The 24,893-nt window shown below is 67.6% G+C and carries 17 protein-coding genes; 7 read left to right on the top strand and 10 right to left on the bottom strand.

Going from position 1 to position 24,893, the window contains the following annotated elements; translation table 11 throughout:
* Positions 1–124: 124 nt before the first annotated feature.
* Positions 125–3,286, top strand: coding sequence for a discoidin domain-containing protein (locus tag LG3211_RS12525; protein WP_057945451.1), 3,162 nt, complete (start codon positions 125–127; stop codon positions 3,284–3,286).
* 48 nt (positions 3,287–3,334) lie between these two features.
* Here the strand turns inward: LG3211_RS12525 and pgl are convergent, their stop codons facing one another.
* The 4 genes from pgl to LG3211_RS12505 form a co-directional block, all read right to left on the bottom strand.
* A complete protein-coding gene (pgl, locus tag LG3211_RS12520) occupies positions 3,335–4,081 on the bottom strand; it encodes a 6-phosphogluconolactonase (RefSeq protein ID WP_083512503.1) in 747 nt (248 codons plus the stop codon).
* Positions 4,082–4,312: 231 nt separating this feature from the next.
* A complete protein-coding gene (glk, locus tag LG3211_RS12515; protein WP_057943142.1) occupies positions 4,313–5,296 on the bottom strand; it encodes a glucokinase in 984 nt (327 codons plus the stop codon).
* Entirely contained in the window at positions 5,293–6,732 is a 1,440-nt protein-coding gene (gene zwf, locus LG3211_RS12510) for a glucose-6-phosphate dehydrogenase (protein WP_057943141.1), read from the bottom strand. The genes glk and zwf overlap by 4 nt, the downstream gene beginning before the upstream one ends.
* A 451-nt stretch (positions 6,733–7,183) precedes the next feature.
* A complete protein-coding gene (locus LG3211_RS12505) occupies positions 7,184–8,572 on the bottom strand; it encodes a GH1 family beta-glucosidase (protein WP_057943140.1) in 1,389 nt (462 codons plus the stop codon).
* Between the two features lie 160 nt (positions 8,573–8,732).
* On the opposite strand from LG3211_RS12505, the gene LG3211_RS12500 reads away from it, so the two are divergent.
* The 6 genes from LG3211_RS12500 (at position 8,733) to nudK (ending at position 14,641) form a co-directional block, all read left to right on the top strand.
* Positions 8,733–9,827: an ABC transporter ATP-binding protein gene (locus LG3211_RS12500; protein WP_057943139.1), complete on the top strand. Its 1,095-nt coding sequence runs from the start codon at positions 8,733–8,735 to the stop codon at positions 9,825–9,827.
* A 390-nt stretch (positions 9,828–10,217) separates the two neighbouring features.
* Entirely contained in the window at positions 10,218–10,757 is a 540-nt protein-coding gene (locus tag LG3211_RS12495; RefSeq protein WP_057943138.1) for a hypothetical protein, read from the top strand.
* Positions 10,758–10,824: 67 nt separating this feature from the next.
* A complete protein-coding gene (locus tag LG3211_RS12490) occupies positions 10,825–12,258 on the top strand; it encodes a phospholipase effector Tle1 domain-containing protein (protein ID WP_057943137.1) in 1,434 nt (477 codons plus the stop codon).
* A gap of 20 nt (positions 12,259–12,278) precedes the next feature.
* Positions 12,279–12,845, top strand: coding sequence for a hypothetical protein (locus tag LG3211_RS12485; protein ID WP_148648884.1), 567 nt, complete (start codon positions 12,279–12,281; stop codon positions 12,843–12,845).
* Positions 12,846–12,909: 64 nt separating this feature from the next.
* A complete protein-coding gene (locus tag LG3211_RS12480; RefSeq protein WP_057943135.1) occupies positions 12,910–13,947 on the top strand; it encodes an SDR family oxidoreductase in 1,038 nt (345 codons plus the stop codon).
* 121 nt (positions 13,948–14,068) lie between these two features.
* Positions 14,069–14,641, top strand: a complete 573-nt coding sequence (gene nudK / locus LG3211_RS12475) for a GDP-mannose pyrophosphatase NudK (RefSeq protein WP_057943134.1) — start codon at positions 14,069–14,071, stop codon at positions 14,639–14,641.
* 43 nt (positions 14,642–14,684) lie between these two features.
* On the opposite strand, the gene LG3211_RS12470 is transcribed toward nudK, so the two are convergent.
* From LG3211_RS12470 to LG3211_RS12445, 6 genes are all read right to left on the bottom strand, one after another.
* Positions 14,685–15,941: an MFS transporter gene (locus tag LG3211_RS12470; protein ID WP_237049752.1), complete on the bottom strand. Its 1,257-nt coding sequence runs from the start codon at positions 15,939–15,941 to the stop codon at positions 14,685–14,687.
* Between the two features lie 260 nt (positions 15,942–16,201).
* Positions 16,202–18,586 (bottom strand): TonB-dependent receptor, encoded by a 2,385-nt coding sequence (locus tag LG3211_RS12465; protein WP_057945449.1) that lies wholly within the window; start codon positions 18,584–18,586, stop codon positions 16,202–16,204.
* 137 nt (positions 18,587–18,723) lie between these two features.
* Positions 18,724–21,750 (bottom strand): beta-phosphoglucomutase, encoded by a 3,027-nt coding sequence (gene pgmB, locus LG3211_RS12460; protein ID WP_057943133.1) that lies wholly within the window; start codon positions 21,748–21,750, stop codon positions 18,724–18,726.
* 338 nt (positions 21,751–22,088) lie between these two features.
* A complete protein-coding gene (locus LG3211_RS12455; RefSeq protein WP_057943132.1) occupies positions 22,089–22,901 on the bottom strand; it encodes a hypothetical protein in 813 nt (270 codons plus the stop codon).
* Positions 22,902–23,289: 388 nt separating this feature from the next.
* Complete coding sequence (locus LG3211_RS12450; protein WP_148648883.1) at positions 23,290–23,571, bottom strand: hypothetical protein; 282 nt, start codon at positions 23,569–23,571, stop codon at positions 23,290–23,292.
* 119 nt (positions 23,572–23,690) lie between these two features.
* Positions 23,691–24,704 (bottom strand): LacI family DNA-binding transcriptional regulator, encoded by a 1,014-nt coding sequence (locus LG3211_RS12445; RefSeq protein WP_057943130.1) that lies wholly within the window; start codon positions 24,702–24,704, stop codon positions 23,691–23,693.
* Between the last annotated feature and the right edge of the window lie 189 nt (positions 24,705–24,893).

Here is a 24,893-nt window from a genome sequence, read left to right as displayed (position 1 = left end):
ATCCGAGACGAAAGCATCGGGCCTGAAGGCCCTCCCACAAAAGACTTCGCGGCATGCCTCGTTGGCGTCGCTGGCGCTGCTTCTGGCTACGGCCCACGGCGCTGCCTTCGCCGCGCAACCTCGCATGCTCGACGATTTCGAATCGGCGACTCCATGGAAAGTAGTGGTCTCCGATCAAGTCAGCGCCAGCCTGCGCAAAGTCGAAGGCACACAAGGCGGCGGCTTGTGCCTGGACTACGACTTCAACGGCGTATCCGGTTATGCCGGCCTGCAACGCGAGTTGCCACTGGAATACCCGGACAACTATCAGTTCGCATTCGACCTGCGCGGCGATTCGCCGGCCAACGATCTGCAGTTCAAGCTGGTCGATGCCAGCGGCGACAACGTGTGGTGGGTCAACACGCCCAAGTACGATTTCCCGAACCGGTGGACGCCGGTCGTCTACAAGAAACGCCATATCGGCCGCGCCTGGGGGCCGGCGCCGGACCCGAGCCTGCGCCGCAGCGCCAAGCTGGAGTTCACCATCTACAACAGCGCCGGCGGCAAGGGCTCGGTGTGTTTCGATTCGCTGAGCCTGCAGGCCTTGCCGCTCGATCCGGGCGGGCCGTACACCGGCACGGCGAGCGCTTCGGCGGCCGATGCGAACGGCGCGGCGGCGAACGCGGCCGACGGCAAACCCGACACCGCCTGGCGTGCGCGTTTCGATGCGGCGCAGCCGCCGCAACTGGTGTTCGACCTGGGCCGCAAGCGCGAATTCGGCGGCGCGATCCTGCGTTGGGCCGACGATGCGTACGCCTCGGCCTATCGGTTGCAGGTGTCCGACGACGCCCGCCAATGGCGCGATGCGGCGGCGGTCGGCGATGGTGACGGCGGCGCGGATTATCTCGCCTTGCCCGAATCCGACGCGCGCTATCTGCGCCTGCAGCCGCTGGCCGGGCCCGGCGCGTCGTTCGCGCTGGCCGAATTGCAGGTGCACCCGTTGTCGTTCGCGGCGACGCCGAACGACTTCGTGCGTTCGATCGCCGAGCAGGCGCCACGTGGCCGCTTTCCGCGCGGTTTCAGTGGCGAACAACCGTATTGGACCTTGATCGGTGTCGATGGCGGCAGCGACCAGGGCTTGATCGGCGAGGATGGCGCGATCGAGGTCGGCAAGGGCGGTTTCAGCCTGGAACCGATGCTGATCAGCGACGGCCAACTGGTCACCTGGGCCGATGTGCAGACCTCGCAATCCCTGCAGGACGGCTATCTGCCGATGCCGTCGGTGCATTGGTCGCATCCGCGCTTCAAACTCGATGTCAGCGCGTTCGCATCCGGCGATCGCGCCCGCTCGCGCCTGACCGCGCGCTACCGCCTGCACAACGACACCGCGCAACCGCGCAGCTACGTGTTCGTGCTGGCGTTGCGGCCGTTCCAGGTCAATCCGCCGACGCAGTTCCTGAGCCAGGTCGGCGGCGTCAGCGAGATCCGCGCGTTGCGCAGCGACGAACACGGCTTCAGCGTCGAAGGCGCCGCCGCCAGCGGCTCGGCGCAGAAAACCCGCAGCCGGCGCGTGCAGGCCAGCGCCGCCGATGCGGCCTACGCGATGAGCTTCGATCACGGCGAAGTGGCCGAACGCCTGGCCCGCGCCGACTGGAACTCCCCGTGCGTCAATTGCACGCCGGCCGGCGAGATTCTGCGCCGCCTCGGCGGCAGCGCCATGAGCGCGGTCGCCAACGATCGCAACGCGCTGGCATCGGGGGCCTTGTTCTATCGCGTCGAACTGGCGCCGGGGCAGTCGCGCGAGTTCACCTGGAGCACGGCGCTGTCGGGCGCGGACGAGGCCGGCTTCGCCGATCTGGCCGAAGTCGATGCCCTGCAAACGCTGGTCGCCCAGCAATGGCGCGACAAGCTCGATCGCGTGCAACTGCGCGTGCCGCGCGCCGGCCAGCGCGTGGTCGATACCTTGCGCACCGGACTTGCGCACATGCTGATCAGCCGCACTGGCCCGCGCCTGCAGCCGGGCACGCGCTCGTACGCGCGCGCCTGGATCCGCGACGGCGCGATGATCGGCGAAGGCCTGTTGCGCATGGGCCGCGAAGACGTGGCGGAGGAATTCCTGCGCTGGTATGCGCCGTATCAGTTCGGCAACGGCAAGGTGCCGTGCTGCGTCGATGACCGCGGCAGCGATCCGGTGCCGGAGAACGACAGCCACGGCGAGCTGATCTTCACCATCGCCGAGGTCTATCGCTACACCCACGACCGCGCCTTGCTGGAATCGATGTGGCCGCACGTCGAGGGCGCGATGCGCTACATGGACGGGCTGCGCCTGAGCGAGCGCACCGCGGCCAATCGCGAACGCGATCCGGCCTTCTACGGGATGATGCCGGCCTCGATCAGCCACGAAGGCTATTCGGCCAAGCCGATGCATTCGTACTGGGACAATTTCTGGGCGTTGCGCGGTTACAAGGACGCGGTCGAGATCGCGACCTGGCTGGGCAAGGACGCGCAGATCAAGGCGTTCACGGCTTCGCGCGATCAGTTCCGCGAGGATCTGTACGCCTCCATCGGCCACGCCACCCGCCGCCACGGCATCGACTACATTCCCGGCGCCGCCGAACTCGGCGATTTCGACGCGACCTCCACCACCATCGCGCTCGCGCCCGGCGGCGAGCAGGGCCTGCTGCCGCAGACGCTTTTGAACAATACCTTCGAGCGTTACTGGAAGGAATTCGTCGACCGCCGCGACGGCCGCCGCGAGTGGAAGGACTACACGCCGTACGAGCTGCGCACCATCGGCAGCTTCGTGCGCCTGGGCTGGCGCGAGCGCGCGCACGAGGCCCTGGCGTTCTTCTTCGACGATCAACAGCCGCGCGGCTGGAATCAGTGGGCCGAAGTGGTCTCGCGCACGCCGCGCAAACCGTTCTTCGTCGGCGATCTGCCGCATGCCTGGGTCGAGTCGGACTATGTGCGCTCGGCGCTGGATCTGTTCGCCTACACGCGCGATGTCGATCAATCGCTGGTGATCGCCGCCGGCCTGCCGGCGTCGTGGCTGGACGGCGAGGGCGTGAGTGTCGCGGGCCTGCGCACGCCGTACGGCGCCCTGGCGTATCGGTTCAAGCGCGAAGGCGCGAAGGCGACGCTGGAGATCGGGCCGGGGCTGCAAGTGCCGGCCGGCGGGGTGATCGTGAAGTGGCCGTTCGACGGCAAGCCGGGCGCGACCCGGGTGGACGGACGCGAGCGCGCGTGGAAGAACGGAGAGCTCAGGATCGAGCGGGTGCCGGCGAAGGTTTCGATTCAGTTGCCGTAAGCCGCCGGCGCGCGCTTGGAGGGATCGCAAGCGCGTCGCGCTATCGCGTTACGGGCACCAATGCACGTCGAGGCCGACGTCGCCTTCCATGCCGATCAACACCGGCCAGCGCTTGACGTCGCCGCTGGCCACGGCCTGGCGGAAGGTCTCGCGCTTGGCCGTGCCCTGGATCAGCAGGAAGCGCGCTTGCGCGTAGGCCAGGCCGGCCGGGGTCACGCTGATGCGCTTGCTCCATTGGCCCGCACCGGGCGCGCCGCTGGCGTCGATGGCGACGTAAGGCTGCTTCGACGCCAGCACCCGGTCCAGCGCCGGCAGACCGGGAAACAGCGAGGCGGTGTGGCCGTCCTCGCCCATGCCCAACACCGCGGCGACCGCGCTCTGGCGCGCGTGCGCGTTGGCGAAGGCGACGGCTTCCTCCAGCGTGCGGCCGGGCTGGGTCAATGATTCGAAACGCGCGGCGGCGGCGTTGTCGCGCAGCAGATGCTGGCGCACCAGCCAGGCGTTGGCGTCGGGATCGTTCGGCAACAGCCAGCGCTCATCGACCAGGGCGATATCGACCCGCGCCCAGTCCAGCGGCGCGCGCGCCAGAGCGCGGTAGACCGGCGCCGGCGTGGTGCCGCCGGACAGCAGCAGGCGCGCGCGCGGACGCCGCGCGAGTTCGCGGCGCAGGTCGGCCGCGAGCGCCACCGCGCAGGCCCAGGTCCAGGTGTCGAGGCTGCGGTGTTCGTGCCAGCGGTACGGCGTGGCCTGAGGTTGCGCCGGATCGTGCGGGACGGGTGAGGAGTCGTCGAGCATGCGGCGATCTTCGCACGCCGGGGTTTAAGGCAGTGTGCTCGCCGGCTGTGACTTATGCCTCATGCGCTTGGTTGATTGGCACACGAATTGATTGCGTGAACATCGGTCGCGCCGCCGCGACGGTGAGTCGCGGCGTGCGGGCGCGCAGTACCCGCGTCTGATTCAGCGATGTGATTCGAACCGTCCGATGCGGGCGATCCGCTCGTGGCGATCCGGCCGATCCGGCAGGACTCAGCCAGCCGGTTCGAGCCGCGCCGCCAGCGCCGCCGCGCCGAGCAGGCCGGGTTGCGCGTGAGTCACCGCCAGGGTTGGTACCCGCGCCATCGTCGGCGAGAACCGGCCCTTGTGTTCGAAGCGCTGGCGGAAGCCGGAATGCGCCAACCACGGCATCAGCTTCGGCACCAGTCCGCCGGGCAGGAACACGCCGTCCCAGGCGCCCAGGGTCAGCACCAGATCGCCCGCGGCGGCGCCGAACACCGCGCAGAACACGTCGATGGCGCGCAGGCAGCGCACGTCGCCTTCGCGCGCCATCGCGGTGATGTCCTGCGGCTGCAGCGGGCCGGGGTCTTCGCCGGCGATCTGGCTCAGCGCGCGATGCAGATTGACCAGACCGCTGCCGCTGAGCAGGCGCTCGTTGGAGACGCGGCCGAATTCGCCCGACAGGCGCTGCAGCACTTCGATTTCTTCCGGCGTGCCGGGGGCGAAACTGACGTGGCCGCCCTCGGTCTGCAACGGGTAGTAGCGGCCCTCGCGGCGCAGCAGCGCGCCCACGCCCAGGCCGGTGCCGGCGCCGATGATGGCGTAGGTGCGATCGCCGCTGTCGTTCCAGCCGTTCCAGCGCACGCCGCCGATCGGCACCACGTCGGCCGGCTGCAGCAGCGACACCGCCATGGCTTGCGCGGCGAAATCGTTGACCAACCGAAGGTGCGTCAGCCCCAGCGCGATGCGAGTGCGCTCAGAAGAGATCACCCAAGGATGATTGGTAATCCGCGCCTCATCGCCGTCCACCCGTCCAGCCACCGCGAACACGCCTTGGTCCGGCGTCGCGCCGGTGCGGTCGAGGTAATGCCGCGCGGCGTCGGCCAGCGACGGAAAGTCGGCGACCGCGAACACCTGCACGCTGTCGGGCAGCAGGGCGGGGGTGGACGGGTCGGAAGAGGCGAGGGCGAAGCGGGCATTGGTGCCGCCGATATCCGCGAGCAATGCACCGCTCATGCGTGGCCTCCGCCGTTGCTGTTGCCGGGTCGGTAGCCGTTGGTGGGCGGCAGGTAGCGTTCGGCCTCGCTGGGACCCCAGGAGCCGGCCGGGTATTCGAGCGCCGGTTGCCCGGTCTGGGTCCACGCGGTTTCGATGCTGTCGATCCAGTGCCACGCCGCTTCGACTTCGTCGTCGCGCACGAACAGGGTCTGGTTGCCGCGCAGCACGTCCACGATCAGGCGTTCGTAGGCGATGCGCCGCTGCGGCGAGCCCGACATCGAAAGGTCCAGCGACATCGGCTTGAGTTCCATCGCGCCCCATTCGGGCGCGGCCAGGCTGCCCATCAGGCCCAGCTCGATGGTTTCGTCCGGCTGCAGGCGCATGCGCAGGCGGTTGGGGCGTTCGCGGCCGCGGCGCGGGCGTTCGAACAACCAGTGCGAGGTCGGCCGGAACGAGACCACGACTTCGGTCGCGCGTTCGGCCAGGCGCTTGCCGGTGACCAACCGGAACGGCACGCCGGCCCAGCGCCAGTTGTCGATATAGGTTTCCACCGCGACGAAGGTCTCGACCGTGGATTCGTGCACGAAGCCCTTTACCGCGCGGCCTTCGACCACGCCGGCGGCATAGCGGCCGCGCACGGTGCGCGAGGCGACATCGTCGTTGCTCATCGGCCGCAGCGCGCGCAGCACTTTGCGTTTTTCGTCGCGGATGCTGTCGGCGTCGAGCACCGACGGCGGCTCCATCGCGATCAGCGCCAGCAGCTGCAGCATGTGGTTCTGGACCATGTCGCGCAGCGCGCCGTAATTGGCGTAGTAGCCCTCGCGCCCGTCCACGCCGGCGGTTTCGCCGACGAAGATGTCCACCGACTCGATCCAGCGATGCTCCCACACCGCTTCCAGCAGGGTGTTGCCCAGGCGCAGCGCGAGCAGGTTCTGCACCGCGGCCTTGCCCAGGTAGTGGTCGATGCGAAAGATCCGCGATTCGTCCAGGCAGGCCTTGAGCGCGGCGTTGATCTCGCGCGCCGAGGCCAGGTCGCGGCCGATCGGCTTTTCCAGCACCAGGCGCGATTCGCCTTCCAGCAGGCCGGCGGCTTTCAGGCCTTTGGCGCAGGGCACGAACAGGTCGGGCGGGGTGGCCAGATAGCTGACGCTCGGGCGGTCGGCGTAGGAGGCCAGGGCCGTGGAGATGGCGGTTTCGTCGCGCAGATCGACCGAGACGTAGGTGATTTTGCCGAGCAATTCCTCGACCACGGTCTGGTCGTCGGCGACCTCGCCGGCCATGCGCTCGCGCAGCCAGGCGCGGAAGTCGTCGTCGGACAGCTCCTGGCGGCCGACCGCGACGATCCGGAACGCCGGCGGCAGCAGCCGGTCGCGCCACAGATGGACCAGCGACGGGAACAGATAGCGCTGGGAGAGATCGCCGGTGGCGCCGAACAGCAGCAGGGTGTCGTGCATGGAACCGCGAGCTCTGAAAGTGGGGGAAACAGCGATCGAGCGCGGTAGCTGCGTTCGGTCGTGCGCCGGGAAGGCTCCCGGCTCGGGTCCCAAGCATATCGCCGCTCGGGGTCAGGGCGAATATTCGTTGTTATGGATGTCGGTTGGTGCGGGGTTTGGGGGTGCCGGTAGTAGCAGTCTTGGCAGTCGGGGGCGCGGTTTGAGGCGGCAGTGTGCCGACCCCGGCAGCGCTTTCCCGCGAATCCATCAGTCCGTCATCCCCGCAAACGCGGGGATCCAGCGACTTTCGTGCAGGTCACGACAAAGGCACTGGATCCCCGCGTTCGCGGGGATGACGTTCTTGAGGGGGCGGCGTCGGGTGTCGGATTCGCTACGCCTCGGTGTTCGAATCCGGATTCCGAATCCCGATCCGGAGCCACGAATCCCAAATCCAAAATCCCGAATCCCCGCCTCAATAAGGCAACGGCTCGCTCAAATGCTTGCCGTTGCTGGCGATCACCTTCGTATACCAGCGCGCGCTGTCCTTAGGCGTTCGGTCCTGGGTGGCGTAGTTCACGTGCACCACGCCGAAACGCTTGGAATAACCCAGCGACCACTCCAGGTTGTCCAGCAGCGACCAGACCATGTAGCCGCGGATGTCGCAGCCGGCCTGGATGGCGTCGTGGATCGCGCTGATGTGCTTTTGCAGATAATCCATGCGCAGCGGATCGCGCACGCGGCGCGCGCCGCTGACGTCGGGCTCGGCCACCGGCGGATCGAAGAAGGCCGCGCCGTTCTCGGTGATGTACATCGGGATGTCGCCGTAGCGGTCCTTCACCCAGGTCAGGGTGTCGGTCAGGCCCTGCGGGAACACTTCCCAGCCGGTCTCGGTGTAGGTGCCCGACGGCTGGCGCACCACGCCGGTGTTGAGCGGGTAGCTGACCGCGTCCTTGGTGACGCTGCGGGTGTAGTAGTTGACGCCGATGAAGTCGAGCTTCTGCTTGATCAGGTCGAAATCCGCTTGCGGCCATTCCGGCCAGGCCTCGCCGAATATCTCGCGCAGTTCCGGCGGATAGCTGCCGAGCAGGGCCGGATCGAGGTATTGCTCGTTCATGTAGGCGTGCGCGCGCTTGACCGCGGCGGCGTCTTGCGCCGAATCGGTGGCGGCGTACTTGGGCTCGATGTTCACCACCAACCCGATCTCGTGCTTGCCCTCCGCGCGATAGGCCTGCACCGCCGCGCCGTGCGCGCGCATCAGGTTGTGCGAGGCGATCGGCGCTTCGAAGCGGCTGCGATGGCCCGGGGCGAGGGCGCCGTGCAGATAGCCGCCGTCGGTGATCACCCACGGCTCGTTGAGCGTGACCCACTTCTTGACCCGGCCGTCGAGCGCGCGGTACATGACCTGGCCGTATTCGGCGAACCAGTCGGCGCAGTCGCGGTTGAGCCAGCCGCCGCGGTCGTCGAGCGCGGCCGGCATGTCCCAGTGGTACAGGGTCAGCAGCGGTTCGATGCCGTTGGCCAGCAACTCATCGACCAGGCGCGAGTAGAAATCCAGCCCGGCCTGATTCACCCGGCCGGTGCCTTCGGGCAGGATGCGCGACCACGACACGCTGAAACGGTAGGCCTGCAGGCCCAGTTCCTTCATCAGCCTGACGTCTTCCTTCCAGCGCCGGTAGTGATCGCAGGCCACGTCGCCGGTGTCGCCGTTGAGGGTCATGCCCGGCGTATGGGCGAAGCGGGTCCAGATGCTGGGACCGGCGCCGTCGGCCATCGGCGAGCCCTCGATCTGGTGCGCGGCGGTCGCGGCGCCCCACAGGAAGCCCTGCGGAAAGGTACGGTCAGCGGTAGTGCGGTCGGTCATTGCGTCGTGGCCTCCGGAGCCATTCGGGCCTGCGATTTGGCCGGCGGATCGAGGCCCGCCGGCAAAGCCGCAAGTGGGACGTGCATGAAAACGGTTACATGGCAGAATAGCCCAGGGCGCGGCCAAATGCATCGCCCCGATCGCATTGTCGGGAGAATTCATGGCGAAGGTCACTCTGCAGCATCTGCGCAAGGTTTATCCGAACGGCTATGTCGGCGTCGCCGACGCCAGCTTCGAAATCGCCGACGGCGAACTGCTGGTGCTGGTCGGTCCCTCCGGCTGCGGCAAATCGACCCTGTTGCGCATGATCGCGGGCCTGGAAACCATCAGCGACGGCGAGCTGCGCATCGGCGAGCGCCGGGTCAACGACATGCCGCCGAAGGATCGCGATATCGCGATGGTCTTCCAGAGCTACGCGCTGTATCCGCACATGACCGTGGCGGAGAACCTCGGCTTCGGCCTCAAGCTGCGCGGCATGAGCAAGGCCGATGTCGCCAGGCAAGTCGGCGAAGCCGCGGCGATGCTGGAACTGGAGCCGCTGCTGGAACGCAAGCCGGCGGCCTTGTCCGGCGGCCAGCGCCAGCGCGTCGCGCTGGGCCGCGCGCTGGTGCGCAAGGCGCAGGTGTTTCTGCTCGACGAGCCCTTGTCCAATCTCGACGCCAAGCTGCGCATGACCATGCGCGTGGAGATCGCGCGGCTGCACCGCCAACTGGGCACCACCATGATCTACGTGACCCACGATCAGGTCGAAGCGATGACCCTGGGCCAGCGCATCGTGGTGATGAAGGACGGCAAGATCCAGCAGATCGACACGCCGATGGCCTTGTACGAGCGCCCGATCAATCTGTTCGTCGCGACTTTCCTCGGCAGTCCGAAGATGAACATCCTGTGGGGCCCGGTGCTCGAACGCGACGGCGGCCTGCATCTGCGGATCGGCGAGGGCGTGGAGCTGCGCCTGCGGCCGCAGGGCGAGATGCTGGAGAAAGTGCGCGCCTACATCGGCCGCGAACTGATGATCGGCCTGCGCCCGGAAGACATGCATCTGGCCGAAGCCGGCCCGGACACTTTGCCGGCCAAGGTCGAAGTGGTCGAACCGGTCGGCAACGAGGCCTTCCTCAATCTGGGCTGCGGCGGTTGCGATCTGGTGCTGCGGCTGCCGCCGTTCCATCTGCCCGCGCCGGGCGAGACCGTGCACTTGTCCTACGCCGCCGAGCGCATGCACTTCTTCGATCGTCAGAGCGAGTTGCGCCTGTAGTCGCAGCGCGCGACCGCGCCGAAATCCTCGCGCCGCGTTCGCGGCGAAGCGTCGGGCATGCACGCCGATCAGGCCGCCGCATGCGCAGCGGCCCGGCGTGCGCGCAACCAGCGAGTTGAGTCCGATCGCCGCTTGAGTGCACACTTCACGTTGTGTGTTCCGCCGCCTGCGCAGTACGGAAGGGGACGCGCCCGTACGGTGGGCGCGACCGGCCTGCGATGTTAGTGTGCCGGGGCACCCGGAGGGATCCAGATGGACAGTCAGTCCGCGACCGGCCGCCGCCGTCCCGCGGCGATACCTTGCGCCGCGCATCGTATCGCCCGTGTTCGCCGGCTTCGCGCCTTGGCCGCGATGCTTGCCCTATTCGCCGCAACAGGATGTCAAACCGCCATGTCCAGTTCCGCCGCAACCGACTCTTCCGCGCAGCCCGGGCCCGGCGCCGGCACCACGGCCGAGTGGCCGCTGCGCTTCCAGCGTCACCGTTTCGGCGGTTTCTGCTTCGACACCTACGGCTGCAGCATCGTCTATAACGGCTTTCCGCACGGCAAGGACGATCCGGACCAGCTCAGCGCCGCGGCGTCCTCGTTCGGCGCCAATTACCAGCAGCGCATGAAGGCCGCGCACCTGGACATCGCCAATTTCCCCGCCCCGGCCGAAGTGAAGTGGCGCTCCAAAGACAAGAGCGAGCACCACGCCAGCATCGACATCGCGGCGATCTTCCGCGACCAGCTGATCCGCCATGAGGTCGCCCGCGAAGACGTCGCTGTGGGCGTGAGCGTCAACGATCCGGAAATCATCCTGGAAGTGGACGACCGCACCGTCAACGTCTACATGCGCTGCATGATTCCGCTGAAAAAGCCGCGCGACCCGGCCAACCCGAACAGCGATTTCCGCGCCGACCTGATCCGGGTCTTCAGCCAAACGTATTGATCGACCTGACCGGGCGCGGCCGCCGCAGGCGCCGAGACCCGGACCGCAGTGCTAAGGAGAGTTTGCGATGGGCGGTGGCAAGAATCCCGACGGCGTCAAGACCTATCCCGCCGACGAGCACGACCTCAACAGCTATGTGGAGGCCAGCGAAAAGCTCGCGCAGTTGCGCGCGCCGACGCTGCTGGATTCCTCCGATCCGCATGCGCGTTTGTTCGTCGCCGCCTTCGACGGCAGCGGCAACAGCATGTACGGCGACGAGCCGAAGAATCACACCAACGTCGCCGAAGTCGTCAAGCAGTTGCAGAACGGCATGCACGACAACATCGGCGTGGGCTACGTCGAGGGCCCGGGCACCCAGAGCGGCTTTTTCAAGAGCACCGTGGACCTCGCCACCGGCCGCACCTTCGAGCCGCGCGTGGAGAAGATGTACGCGCAGTTCATCGAGCAGTCCAAGCAATGGAAGGCCGAAGACCCGGACGCGAACATCAGCCTGGCCGGGATCGGCTTCAGCCGCGGCGCCGAGCAGGAAGCCGCGTTCGCGCGGCTGGTGCACGAGCGCGGCATCCAGGACCCGACCGGCGCGGTCTACAGCAAGGACCGGGACGGCAATATCACCGATGTGAGCTATACCAAGCCCCCGCTGCAGGCGCCGGGGCAGGTGCCGCAGGCGGTCGGTTTGTTCGATCCGGTCGGCACCGGCGAGCCGCGCAATCACGACCGGCGCCTGCCGCCGACAGTGATGTCGGCCTTCCAGATCACCGCCGAGGACGAGCGCCGCGACCAGTTCAAGTCCACCAGCATCCTGCGCGACGGCTTCGCCGAGGATCAGCGCTTCCTCAACGTCACCGTCGGTGGCGCGCACAGCAACATCGGCGGCAGCTACGAGCTCAACGGCCTGTCGGTGCGCAGCGGCAATCTGATGGTGGACTACCTCAACGGCCTGAGCGACCGGCCGTATCTGGAAAAGCGCGTCGAGTCCGACGATCCCAAACTCAACGTCGTGCATCGCTCGGACAAACACCAGTTCTTCTACACCACGCACGGGTTCCGCGACGGCGTGCGCGACCGTGTCGATGAGGTGGCGAGCAAGGACCAGATCAGGCACGGCTCGGTCGTCGATCCGCGCAACAAGGAGCCGATCGACCCGGCCATGGACGCGCGTTTGCAGCGCCATCCGGTGCGCATCGGCGCGACGCCGGGCAACGAGCGCGGCATCACCGTCGGCGGCCACGCGGCCGCGGGCGACGATATCGACCGCACCTTCGCCCGGCTGGTCGATGCGGCGCGCAATCGCGACGACGGCGCCTTCCGCGCGGCCACGCAGGACCACGCCCGCACCGAAGCCACCCAGGCGTGGCTGCAGAGCGGGCGCGATCGTTATCAACTCAATCAGGCCGATCAGGCCACGCAGCAGCACGCCGCGCGCCAGCAACCGCCGGCGCAGCCGCTGTTGCCGCACGAGGCGCCGCCGAACCCGCAGTCGCGGGCGACCGGGCCGTAACTTCAACGGAGAGCCAAGCAGTGCAGGACGCGCAAGACCTAAAACGATTGGCCGCCGATCTGGCGGTATTCGCTCAGCACCTGCAGGAGCAGAGCGAGCGCGCGGTGCAACACGTGGACCGCAGCGCCGATGAACTGCATCGCGCCGCGGAGGGCATGGGCGCCGGCGCGCAGGAACTGGCCGAGCAACTGGTCGGGGCGGTGCAGGGGCAGGCGCGCGATGCCATCGGCCGCGCCGTGGATCAGTCCTTCGGCCCGATCGGCGCGCAGTTGCGCGAAAGCGCCGAGGTCGCCACGCGCGCGAGCAAGGCGCTGGAGGAGCAACGCCAGGGCCTGGAACGCGCGCAGCAGATGCTGATCTACAAGGCCACGCTGGCCTTGGTGGTGGGCTCGGCGGTCGCGGTCGGCGGCAGCTGGTTTTTCATCAGCAAGTCCATGCGCGAGATCCAGCGCGCCAAGTTCGGCCGGGACATCATGGAGGCGACCCGCACCGGCGCCTTGACCCGCTGCGACGGCGAGCTGTGCGTGCGCGCCGGCAAGCGTTTCGGCAGCAAGGGCGAGTATGTGCTGATCGAGTCGCAGCAATAGTGCGGCATCGGGATCTGGCGACGACGAACCTGCGGCGTTGGCGAAGCGGTGATGTATCGACCTCATGAATAAAGCGGCGACGACGGTGTTGGTCACCGGCGGTTCGGGTTTCCTCGCCAGCCATTGCATCGCGCAACTGCTGGCCGCCGGATACCGCGTGCGCACCAGCGTGCGCGATCTTCGGCGCGAGCCCGAAGTACGCGCGATGATCGCCAAGGCGGCGGTCGAGGCCGGCGATCGCCTGTCGTTCGCCGTCGCCGATCTGGAGCGCGACGCCGGCTGGGCCGAGGCCGTCGCCGGTTGCGGCTACGTGCTGCACGTGGCATCGCCTTTTCCGGCCGGCGTGCCCAGGCACGAGGACGAACTGATCGTGCCGGCGCGCGACGGCGCGCTGCGGGTGCTGCGCGCAGCGCGCGGTGCGCGGGTCAAGCGGGTGGTGCTGACCTCATCGTTCGCGGCGATCGGCTATGGACACCCCGCGCGCACCGCGCCGTTCGACGAAACCGTGTGGTCCGATCTGAGCGGCGAGGTCGCCGCCTATCCCAAGTCGAAGACCTTGGCCGAACGCGCGGCCTGGGAATTCATCGAGCGCGAAGGCGATGGACTGGAACTGTCGGCGATCAATCCGGTCGGTGTATTCGGCCCGGTCCTCGGCCCGGACTATTCGACTTCCATCGCCTTCATCAGGCGCATGCTCGACGGCAAGCTGCCTGGCTGCCCGCGGCTCGACTTCGGCACCGTCGACGTACGCGATGTCGCCGATCTGCATCTGCGCGCGATGATCGATCCGGCCGCCAACGGCGAGCGCTTCCTCGCCGTCGCGGGCGATTTCATGCCGGTGATCGAAATCGCGCGGACGCTGCGCCGCGGCCTGGGCGCGGAGGCGAATAAAGTGCCGGTGCGGCAACTGCCCGACTGGCTGGTCCGCGTCACCGGTTGGTTCGATCCGATGGTGCGGCAGATCGTACCGGACCTGGGCAAGAAGAAAAACGCGAGCAGCGCTAAAGCTCAGCGCGTGCTGGGATGGACGCCGCGTTCGAGCGAGGAAGGGCTTATCGACGCCGCGCGCAGTCTGATCGAACTGGAACGGGCGCGCGCTTGATCCCTTGTCCGGATTCGACGCATGCCCGATCGCGATCGACGGGTAAACTTGCGGCATGAAGCGGCCGGCGGCGTGAAGTCCGCGGCTATGAAATCCGAATCGCACCTCATGGAGAGAGCGAATGAATGAGCGCATTCGCGTAAAAGACGTACGGCTTCTTTCGGACAACTGGTATGTCCTGAAGACGACGACGTTCGAATACCTGCACGCCGATGGGCAGTGGAAGACCACCAGCCGGGAAACCTACGATCGGGGCAACGGCGCCACGATCCTTCTGTACAACCGCCCGCGGCGCACGGTCGTGCTCACCCGGCAGTTCCGCTACCCGACCTACGTCAACGGCAATGCCGACGGGATGTTGATCGAGACCTGCGCGGGCTTGCTGGACGACGACCCCGAGACCTGCATCCGTCGCGAAACCGAGGAAGAGACCGGGTATTCGATCGGCAACGTCCGCAAGGTGTTCGAGGCCTACATGAGCCCGGGCTCGGTGACCGAGAAGCTGTTCTTCTTCGTCGGCGAGTACAGTCAGAAGGATCGAATCAGCGATGGCGGCGGCGTGGACAGCGAGGATATCGAGGTCTTGGAGATGCCCTTCGATGAGGCCTTGCGGATGGTTGCTTCCGGCGAAATCAAGGACGGCAAGACCATCATGTTGCTTCAGTTCGCCAAAACCAGCGGGTTGCTGGATTGAGGTTGAATCAATTCACGCGCGCCTGGGCGCGGCGGACTGGCGCTCAGGCCGCGGCCACCTCGCGCTCGGCGCGGCCGGATTGCCGCTTCAGCATCGCGATCGCCAGCAGCAGCAGCGCCATCGGCAGCAGCGACAGATAGAACGCGGTGCCGCCGCCGATGCGGGCGAACAACTGTCCGGTGATGAACGATCCGGTGGTGCCGCCCAGCGCGGAGAACACCACGATCAAACCGGTCATCGCCGCGTGCCGCGATTTCGGCAGCGAGCTGAGCACGACCGAATTGATCGCCGGATAGATCGGCGCCATGAACAAGCCGATCAGCGGGAACACATACGCGGCCAGCGGCGCGCGCATCCAGTTCATGTCCTCGTGCGGCTGCACGTCGCGCGCCAGCGGCAGCGCCAGCAGCACCAGCATCGCCATCGCGATCACGCATACGCTCAACAGCCAGTGCCACGGCACCCGCCGCAGCGCCACGCCCGCCGCCAGCCGTCCCAGCGCCAGCGACACGGCGAAGATGCTCGCCGCCTGCACGCTCATCTTGGTCGGCAGGTGCAGGATTTCGCGATTGAACGTCGGCAGCCAGGTGCCGACGCTTTGTTCGATCAGCACGTACAGGAACGCCGACACCAGGAACGCGGCGACCAGCGGCTGGGCGATCAGGCGGAACATGTCGAGGAAGGATTCGCCCGCGGCGTGGCCGTCGCGCGCGGCCGATTCGTCCATGCGCGAACTGGCCAGCAGGATCACGATGGCGGCGGCGATGGCGGCGAGCAGCCAGTACACGTGCAGCCAGACCGGATCGCCCGGCGACTGCGGATTGATGAACCAGGCGAAGACCCAGTAACCGGCGAGCACGCCGACCATGAACCAGCCTTCGATGATGCTGGTCAGGCTGGCGTGCGCCTGCTTGCCTTCGGTGAGCAGGCCGATGGAGGAGTACACGGAGACTTTCGCCAGGGCGAAGGACATGCCGGTGGCGATGAACAGCACCTTGGTCATCCAGAACGACGACAGCACCGGCATCAGCGCGCAGGCCACGCCGACGATGCTCAGGCCCAGCATCATCGCCCGGCGATAGCCCAGCCGCGGCATCAGCGCGGCGGTCAGGAACGAGACCACGGCGATCGGCAGATCCTTGAACGCCTCCAGGATGCTGGCCTCGTTCTTGCTGATGCCGAAGCCCTGGATCGCCTGCAGGATCACGGTGCCCACGCTGTTGAGCAGGATCCCGAACATCATGTAGGTCAGGATCATGGCCGCGATCATGCGACGGCGGTTGGCGGCGGTGGAGGGCATCGGGGCTCCGTGAGTGTCGCGGCGTGTAGCGAAGTTTTCGGGCGTTGCGCAACAACTCCCTCTCCCGCTGGCGGGAGAGGGGCGGGGTGAGGGCGCGCGCGATAGCGATCGCCGGCATTTGCGTGGATTCTGTCAGAAGGTGGCGCGAAGGGCTTGAGGGCACTGAGGGCAACGCTTCGCTAAGTGGCGTGGCGTTTGCTGTCCCGCGAGCCCTCACCCCAACCCCTCTCCCGCAAGGCGGGAGAGGGGCTCCAGTCACATCACCACTTGTAAGCCGCCGAGAACAGATACTGCCGCCCCGCGATCGGCCGCCCCATGAACACACCGCCGCTGGCCGCACCCGGCACGCGCACATTGCCTTCGGTCAGACCCAACTCGTTGGTCACATTGCTGCCGCTGAGCGCGAACTCCCAGTGATCGCCCACATGCATGTTCGCGCCGACATCCAGCGTTTCGTACGAAGGCAGCTTCTGGGTATTGGCCAGATCGGCGAAACGGTCGCCGATGCGCGAGTAGGTCGCGAAGATCTTCAGATCGCCGAACGGCAGCGTCCAGAAATAGCTCGGGGTGAAGCGGAACTGCTGCTTGGGCTGGCGCATCACCTGGTTGCCGGTGAACTCGCGGTAGTTCTCGTACTTCGCGTCCAGCCACACGCCGGTCAGGGCCAGTTCCAGGCCGCCGATCGGGCGCACCGCGCCTTCGACTTCCACGCCGTAAGCGCGCGAATCGCCGGCGGTGGTGAAGTTGGTGCCGTCGTCGAGGAAGGCCTGGAACGGCGAGTTGGTGAAGCTGTTGTAGAACGCGGTCAGGTACAGGTCGTAGACCGAGTTGCCGGACTTGAAGCCCAATTCGTACTGATCGATCTCCTGCACCTTGTTGTTGCCGTCGCGCAGGTTGTCGAAGGCCGGCAGCTTGTAGCCGGAGTTGGCGCGGGCGAACACGCTGGCGCTGTCGGTGAGCTTGTAGTTCAGGCCCAGGGTCCAGGAGAAATGCTTGTCGTCCTGGTCGATGCGGCGCGAGCTGGGCAGCGACACCGAGGTGTTGTTGTCGTACAGCGTGTTCGGATTGCCGTCCAGATCGACCGTGGCGGTGTCGTGCACGGTGCCGTCCACTTGCTGCCACTCGTAGCGGATGCCGCCGTCCAGGCGCAGGCGGTCGTTGATCTGCCATTCGTCGGCGACGAACACCGCGGTGTTCTGGCCGTCGTAATCGCCGCGCAGGGAGAAGAACGAGGTGCCGGTGAAACCGTCACGGGTGACCTGGCGGCCGTCGGCCAGGGATAGATTGATGCGGCGCGCGTTGTTCTGCGCGGTCAGCAGCATGTTGTTGCCCAGGTACCAGGTGTCCTTCGACGAGTAACGCGCGAAGTACACGCCCGCCGTCAACGTGTTGCCTTCGAACAGGTCCTTGCTGAAGCGCAGGTCGTTGGTGAACGATTCGATTTCCTTGTCCACCACCCAGAAGCCCGCGGTCAGCACCTGCTGGTTCGGATCGACCGCGCCGCCGCCGTTGACGTAGGTCGCGGTGCCGGCGCTGCCGAATCCGGCGATGAACGATCCCAGCGTCTGCGGGCTGGCGCCGGTGAACAGGCCGTTGGTCGGGGCGCTGCCGCTGACGAAGTTGACGCGGTCGCTGATGGTCCAGTCGCCCAGATAGAAGTCCATCGACGCGCCGAACACGTCGAGGTTGACGCCGCGGCCGTCGGCGAGATCGCGGCTGATGGTCTGTCCGCCCGGTCCGGTCGGAATGGTGACGTGGCGGAAATCGTTGCCGAGCAGGGTGCCGGTCTGCGCATCCAGGCCCGGGAAGCTCGACAGGCTGCTGCCGTTGTCGCGCGACAGCAGCGGGATCGGAGTGAAGAACGCGTTCTTGTCGTTGGTGTGGCGCGCGTACACGGTGATCTCGCCCTTATCCCAACTGTGGGTCAGGGTGGCGCTGAACTGGCCGCCCTTGTCGGCCGGGAACTGGGTGTCGCGAACGCCGTCGGTGGTGCGGTAGAAGCCGCCGACGCTGTAGTACCAGCCTTCGGCGAGCTTGCCGCTGTTGAACAGATCGACGCGGCGGAAACCGTCGCTGCCCAGGCCGACGCGGACGCTGCCGGCCGGTTCTTCGCCGCCTTTCTTCTGGATGAAGTTGACCGTGGCGCCGGGCTGGCCGTTGGAGAAGATCGGGCTGGGACCGCCGCGCAGCACTTCCATGCGGTCGATGGTGTCGTCCATGCGGAACAGCGTGGAGTTTTCCAGGAACGACAGGGTCGGCGGCGGGAACAGCGGTGCGCCGTCCATCTGCACGGTCACGAACGGCGCATCGCCTTCCGACGGCATGCCGCGCACGAAGATGTTCGCACCGGTGCTGCCGCCGGCCGATTCGGCCCACACGCCCGGCACGACCTTGAGCGCGTCGGCGGTGCTCAGCGGCACGGCCTCCTGCAACTGTTCGGCCGATGCGGTGGTGATCGAGAAACTCGCGTCGCGCTTGCGCAGGCCCTTGAAGCGGGCGGTGCCGCTGACCACGACCGCGTCGAGCGTGGTCGCCGAATCGTTGCCGGGCGCGGCGGCCTGCGGCGCCGGGGCGGCCGCGTCCTGGGCCAGCGCGAGGCCGGGGGCGAGGGCGACGGCGATCGCCGCCGACAGCGCGTAACGCATCAGCCGGGTTTGTTCGACGCCTGCGCGTTGGCCGGCTGCGTGCTTGAAAGTGGTCTGTTGCATGGTGTTCTCCCCACCCATCGTTATGGATTGTTGGTCAGTGGCGGTCCTGCCGCGGCGGTACGTGCCGCGCGCGGTCAGGGCGAAACGAAAGCGTTCAGATCGAAAGAGGCGATATCGGGCAAGCAGGCGTCGGCGCGCGCCAGCGTGGCGGCATCGCCGATGCCGATCGCGGCCATGCCGGCGGTCTTGATCGAAACCACGCCGGCCGCGGCATCTTCCAGGCCGATGCACAGCGACGGCGCGACGCCGAGCGCGGCGGCGACATCCAGGAAAATGTCCGGCGCCGGCTTGGCGCGGGCGATCCGCGCCGCGTCGGCGATGTAGTCGAAGCGATCCGCGATGCCCAGGCGATCGAGCAGGGCGGCGGCGTTGCGGCTGGCCGAAGCCAGGCCGAGCTTGAGCCCGCGCGCGCGCGCCTGTTCGAGCACGCGCTCCACGCCCGGGAACAGATCCTTCGGCGTGACCTCGGCGATGGCGTCGACGTAGTAACCGTTCTTGCGTTCGGCCAGCGCCAGTTTCTGTTCGGCGCTGAGCACCTTGCCGGCGTGGCGCAGGATGATGTCGAGCGAACTCATCCGATCCACGCCCTTGAGCTGCTCGTTGACGTGCTGGTCGAACGGCAGGCCTTCTTCGTCGGCCATGCGTTTCCACGCGCGGTAATGGGTTTGCGCGGTGTCGGTGAGCACGCCGTCGAGATCGAAGATCAGGGCCTGCGCCGGGCGCGGGAACGCCAGCTTGGCCTCGTCGCCGGGCGTCGCCAGCGGCTTGCGCACGGGCGCGCCGGTGCGCAGCTCGATGCGTTCGCCGGCGTGTTCGATGCTCAGCGGCGCGCCGTCGAGCAGAACGTATTCGACGCCGTCGCGGCGCAGGTTCACGCGCAGGCGCCGGCCCTGCCAACGCAGGCCGAAGCCGAAACCACGCCATTGCCGCGGCAGAGTCGGCGAAAACTTCAAATCGCCGTCAGAAACACGCAAGCCGGCGAACCCCGACACCAGGCCCAGCCACGTCCCCGCCAGCGCCGCCATGTGCACGCCGTGATCGGTATTGCCGTGCAGATCGTCCAGGTCCACGCGCAGGTTGTCGTGGAAGAAGCGCTCGGCCTGATCGGCCAGCCCGACTTCGCTGGCGAGAATGCCGAACACCGAGGCCGACAAGGTCGAATCGTGAGTCGTCACCGCTTCGTAGTAGTCGTAGCTGCGGCGCTTGACCGCGGCGGGAATATCGTCGCCGGCCAGCACCAGCGCCATCACCACGTCGGCCTGCTTGCAGATCTGGTGGCGGTACAAGGTGATCGGGTGGTAGTCGAGCAGCAGCGGGCGATGTTCGCCCTCGTGCTTCGGGAACGGCCAGCGCGGCTTGTCGAGGAAGGTGTCGTCCTGGGCGTAGATGCCCAGGGCCTGATCGAAGTGCAGGAACATGCGCTCGCCGGCGCGGCGCCAGGTGTCGATCTCGTGCGTTTCCAGTTGCAGGCGCTGCGCCAGCGCCTGCAGTTGCTGCGGGCGTTCGCGCTGCAGTTGTTCCCACACCCGCACCGCGCGCAGCAGATGCTGCTGGGCCATGCGGTTGGTGTAGAAATTGTTATCGACCAGCGCGGTGTATTCGTCGGGGCCGGTGACCTCGTGGATGCAGAACGCGCCGCCGCGGCGCGGATTGAAGTGGCCGATCTGCGGCCAGATGCGCGCGGTTTCGAACAGGATCTCGGCGCCGCATTCGAGCAGGAAATCGATGTCGCCGCTGGCGTCCAGATACAGCCCCAGCCCATAGGCCACCGCCGCATTGATGTGGTACGCCGCCGAACCGGAGGGATAGTGCGCCGAGCATTCGCCGCCGGTGATCGTGCGCCACGGGAACAGCGCGCCGCGCGCATGGTTCATCTCGCGCGCGTGCTTGCGCGCCGGCTCCAGCGCCAGGAAGCGCGCATGCAGCATCGCGCGCGCGACCTGCGGCGCGGTGTAGGCCATCACCGGCAGCATGAAAGCCTCGGTGTCCCAGAAATAATGGCCTTCGTAGCCTTCGCCGGTGAGGCCCTTGGCGGCGGTGCCGTTGATGCCGTCGCGACCGGCCGATTGCAGCAGGTGGAACAGGTTGAAACGCAGCGCCTGTTCGGCGCCGGCATCGCCGTCGATGAACAGTTCGGCGCCGTCCCAGAACTGCGCCAGCGACGCGGCCTGGCGCGCGGCGATCGCGTCGAAGCCCTGCGTCGCGGCCTGATTCAAGGCCTGCGCGGCGTGAGCGGGCAGGTCGGTGGCGTGCGGACTGGTGTCGGTGGCGTAGGCCACGAACTTCTCGATCGTCGCCGCCTGCCCGGGCTTTAACTGCGCGAGGTAGCGCTGGGCGACGTGCTCGGCGCCGATCACCGCCTCGTCGAAGCTCAAGCCATCGCCGAGGCGATGGGCCTGGCTGCAGACCACGCGCACGCCGCTGCGGCGGGTCGCCTGGACTACATCCGCGCTGCGCTGGTCGGCCTGGCGCGACAGCAGTTGCAGGCCTTCGGCCGAGGCCACGCCGATGCGCGGGTCGTCGCCTTGTTCGGCCGCGGCGTGGCCGCATTCGATCGCCGAGACCAGGGCGAGCGGGCCGCTGTAATCGATGGAGGCGACCGTGTAGCGGATCGCGAGCAGGTCCACGCCGGCCGCGCCGCTGTCGAACGGCAGCACGCGCTCGGCGCGAATCTCGATGCTGTGTCCCTGCGCGGTCTTCAGGCGCAGGCGCCGGCGCATCAGGCCGCTGCGCAGATCGAGTTCGCGTTCGAACCCCAGCCATTGCGCCGCGTCGATGTCGAGCCGCTGCGCGCCCAGCCACACCGCGATGCGCTGGCCGTCGGCGACCGGCAGGCGGGTGTCGGTGCTGCGGGCGAAGCCGGGGAAGCGTTCGTGGTAGTGGATCGGGTGTTTTTCGAACACCGCGGCGAGGAAGCTGCCGTCACTGCCGCCGTCGGCTTCCTCGAAACCGCCACGCACGCCGAGCGAGCCGTTGGCCAGCGCGAACAGGGTCTGGTCGCGGCGCGCGCGGGCCGGGTCGAAGGCGTTCTGGCGCAGGCGCCAGGCGTCGGGCGCGTCGGTCGAAGCGGTGTCGGGGGCGAGGGGTTGAGGCTGGATCACGCGAACGGGGCCCTGGATCTGGACGCCGCGGCGGGTATCGCGGCGGCTTGGAGGCGGACCCTAGGGATTCATTGTTATCGATGTCAAGTTATCGATAACAGTCGATGCATCCGGTGATGGTGCGGGGCACTGATCGCTGGCGCACGGCTCGCCGGATCACGAAACCTTAACCCCTTCGAATCAGCCGCTTAGCCGATTGCTGCGGTGCGCAAACCGGCGCGGCCCGAGCGCAGCAACGCAGTCCGGCCGCGCTGCGTTGCAGCATGTTTCAGCGGGCCGGCTGCGCGAACGCCGTCGTTAACGCGGTCACGGATTTCCAGAACGCATCGCGATGCCGCTCATGGATGAGTGGCGACGTAGGGATTCAGATCCAGGCGCAAGGAATCGAAGTACTGCAGGCGGTACGGCACCGTGGTCAGCACGGTGTAGGCCACGTCCGGCGGGACCCGCCCCAGACCATGTCGCACCGCCAGCCACATCAGGAAGGTTTCCGCCATGTCCTCGCGGGTCGGGTTGTCGCGCGCGTAGGTCGAGATGTATTCGCGGTCCCACTGCTGCGCCACCCACCAGCCGGACGAGCCGGCGTGGAACGGATCCAGCGAGGTGTGCGTGGCTTCGTGGACGAAGGTTTCCTCCAGGATGCCGCGGGCGATGTAATCGCGGGCGTAGCTGCCGGTGTGGATCAGCAGATTGTTGTTGCCGCCGCCGAACGGCTGATCGCCGGCGTGGATCCACAGAGTGCTCACTTGCGAGCGCAACGCGCGCGGGATGCGGCCGATCACCGGCGCGTAGAACTCGACCTGCGCCTGCGCCGCGGCCGCGCTGCCGAACTCGGGATTGACCTGGGCCTGGACGTGGACGTCGTTGGCGTAGACGACATCGAACAGATACGCGTTGTAGTACGCATAGGCGTTGGTGCGCCGGTCGAACATCAAGCGCACGCCCTGGCCGCTGTAGCTCACGCCGACATAGTCGCTGGGATCGGCCGCGGTGATGAGGTTCGGAGCGAGATAAATCGTGCCGCTGTACGGCGGCGCGGCCTGAGCCAGGCCGCAGCAGGCGAACACCGCCGCGCATGCGGCGATGCGGGCGAAGCAACGGGCGAGGCGGCGCGGGAGCGAACCGGTGTGCGAGGCGATGAAGCGCTTCATGGCATCCTTCCTTGATGATGAGCGATGCGATCGTCGTGATCGCGTGCGATGTATCCATGCCGCGAGCGCCGCGGCGACTCACGCTAACGGCCCGGGCGATGCCGCGTCCACGCCGAAACCGCGCGGTTTCAAAACGCGAATGGCGACTGCGTCGCTGTTGCGCGAATTCGCTTGGGAGTGGCAAGCGAAACCGCTCTTCTCCCTCTCCCGCTTGCGGGAGAGGGCTGGGGTGAGGGGAGCGCCGCAGGCGAGAATGCTCTTGCCTGGAGGTCTGCGACTAGCCGCGCCCTCACCCCAACCCTCTCCCGCGCCCCGAAGGAAGTCACCTTGGGTGGCAAGCGGGAGAGGGAGATGATGCAGCTTCGCAATCGGTTCCTGGACAGCGAAATTACAGCCAGGTGAACATCGTGATCAGCAGCGCGATCGCCCAACCGCCCAGCCAGGCCCGCCAGGTCCGGGTCACCGCGGAATAAATCAGCGTGGCGATCAGGAACACGCCGGCCACGATCGGGCCGAGGAAGATCAGGATGTAGGCATGGCCCAGGTTGTCGCCCTGGAATATCCACGCGGTGAGCAGATTGACGACGACGGCAAACCCCAGCGGCAGGCCGAAGCTGACGTAGGCCTGTTGCGAGATGGGCTTGGGTGGGACGGGTTGCGGGTCGGTCATGTCGAGTCCATTCGTGCGCTGTGCGCGCGCATCCGCGCGACCGGCATTGTCGGCGATGGCGGCCACATGCGCCGCATCGTGATGCGGCGGTCGAATCCGCGCCATCGCCAAGCCAGCGCTCAGGTGACGCGCGCGACCAGATGGGTGGGCAGGATTTCCGACTGCGCCGGTTCGCCTTCGATCATCGCCAGGATCTTGCGCGCCAGCGACACGCCGGCATCGACGAAGTTCTGGTGGATCGAGGTCAGCGGCGGCAGGTAGGTGGCGCCCAGCGGCGTGTCGTCGTAGCCGATCACCGATACGTCCTCGGGCACGCGCCGGCCGCGTTCGATCAGCGCGCGGATGGCGCCGATCGCGAGCAGATCGCTGGCGGCGAACAAGGCGTCGAACTGCGGATGCTGGTCGAGCAGGGCGTGCACCGCCTGGGCGCCGGCGCTGACGGTGAAATTGGCCACCGTCGGGGTCAGCGGCACGATGCCGTGCTCGGCCAGGGTCTGGCGGTAGCCCTCCAGGCGCTCGGCGAACTCGCCGTGGGCTTCGTCGCCCAGGAACACCGGCCGGCGCCGGCCCAGGGCCAGGAACCGCTCCGCCGCCAGCTTGCCGCCGCGATGGTTGTCGCTGCCGACCACGACCTGCGATTCGTGCCGGCTGACCGCGCCCCAGACCACCATCGGCCGGCCCCAGCGCCGGACCTCGTGCATGGCGTCCTCGTGCGCGCCCTGGCCGAGCAGGATCACCCCGTCGGCGGCCTGCACGCTGGGCAGGGCGCCGCCCTGCAGCGAGGTCAGCAGCACGCTGTAGCCGGCCGAGGTCAACTCCTGGCTGATGCCGCCGAGCAGGTCCAGCGGGTAGGGGCCGGACATCTGCCGCTCGACGGTGGGTTTCATCTCGACCACCACCGCCACGGTCATGCTGCGGCGCAGGCGCAGGTTGCGCGCGCTGATGTTGAACTGGTAGCCCTGGCGCTCGGCCAGCTCCTTGATCTTGGCCCGGGTCTCGGGATTGACCAGCGGGCTGTCGCGCAGGGCGCGCGAGACGGTGATCGCCGAGACCCCGGCCAGTTCGGCCAGATCGGCCATGGTCAGGTGTTCGCCGGCCTTGCGGGCGGGGTTGGATGCGCGCGGTCGGCTCATGCGGGGCGTGTCGCTCCATGTCACGTTGGCGACGGCGAGTATTCGCGACTCGGGTCGGATGGGCCGTGCATATTTACCACGGCCGGGCCGTGGGCCGCATGGTCGCGGGCCGATCGCCGTCCCAGGATGGGGCGCCGGCGGGTTCGGGCCCGGCGCCCCGCCGCGGCGGCCCCAACGGCAAAACCGCGG

The sequence above is a fragment of the Lysobacter gummosus genome, from assembly GCF_001442805.1.
In the GTDB taxonomy this organism is placed as follows: Bacteria; Pseudomonadota; Gammaproteobacteria; order Xanthomonadales; family Xanthomonadaceae; genus Lysobacter; species Lysobacter gummosus.
This window is presented reverse-complemented; position numbering and strand designations above follow the sequence as displayed.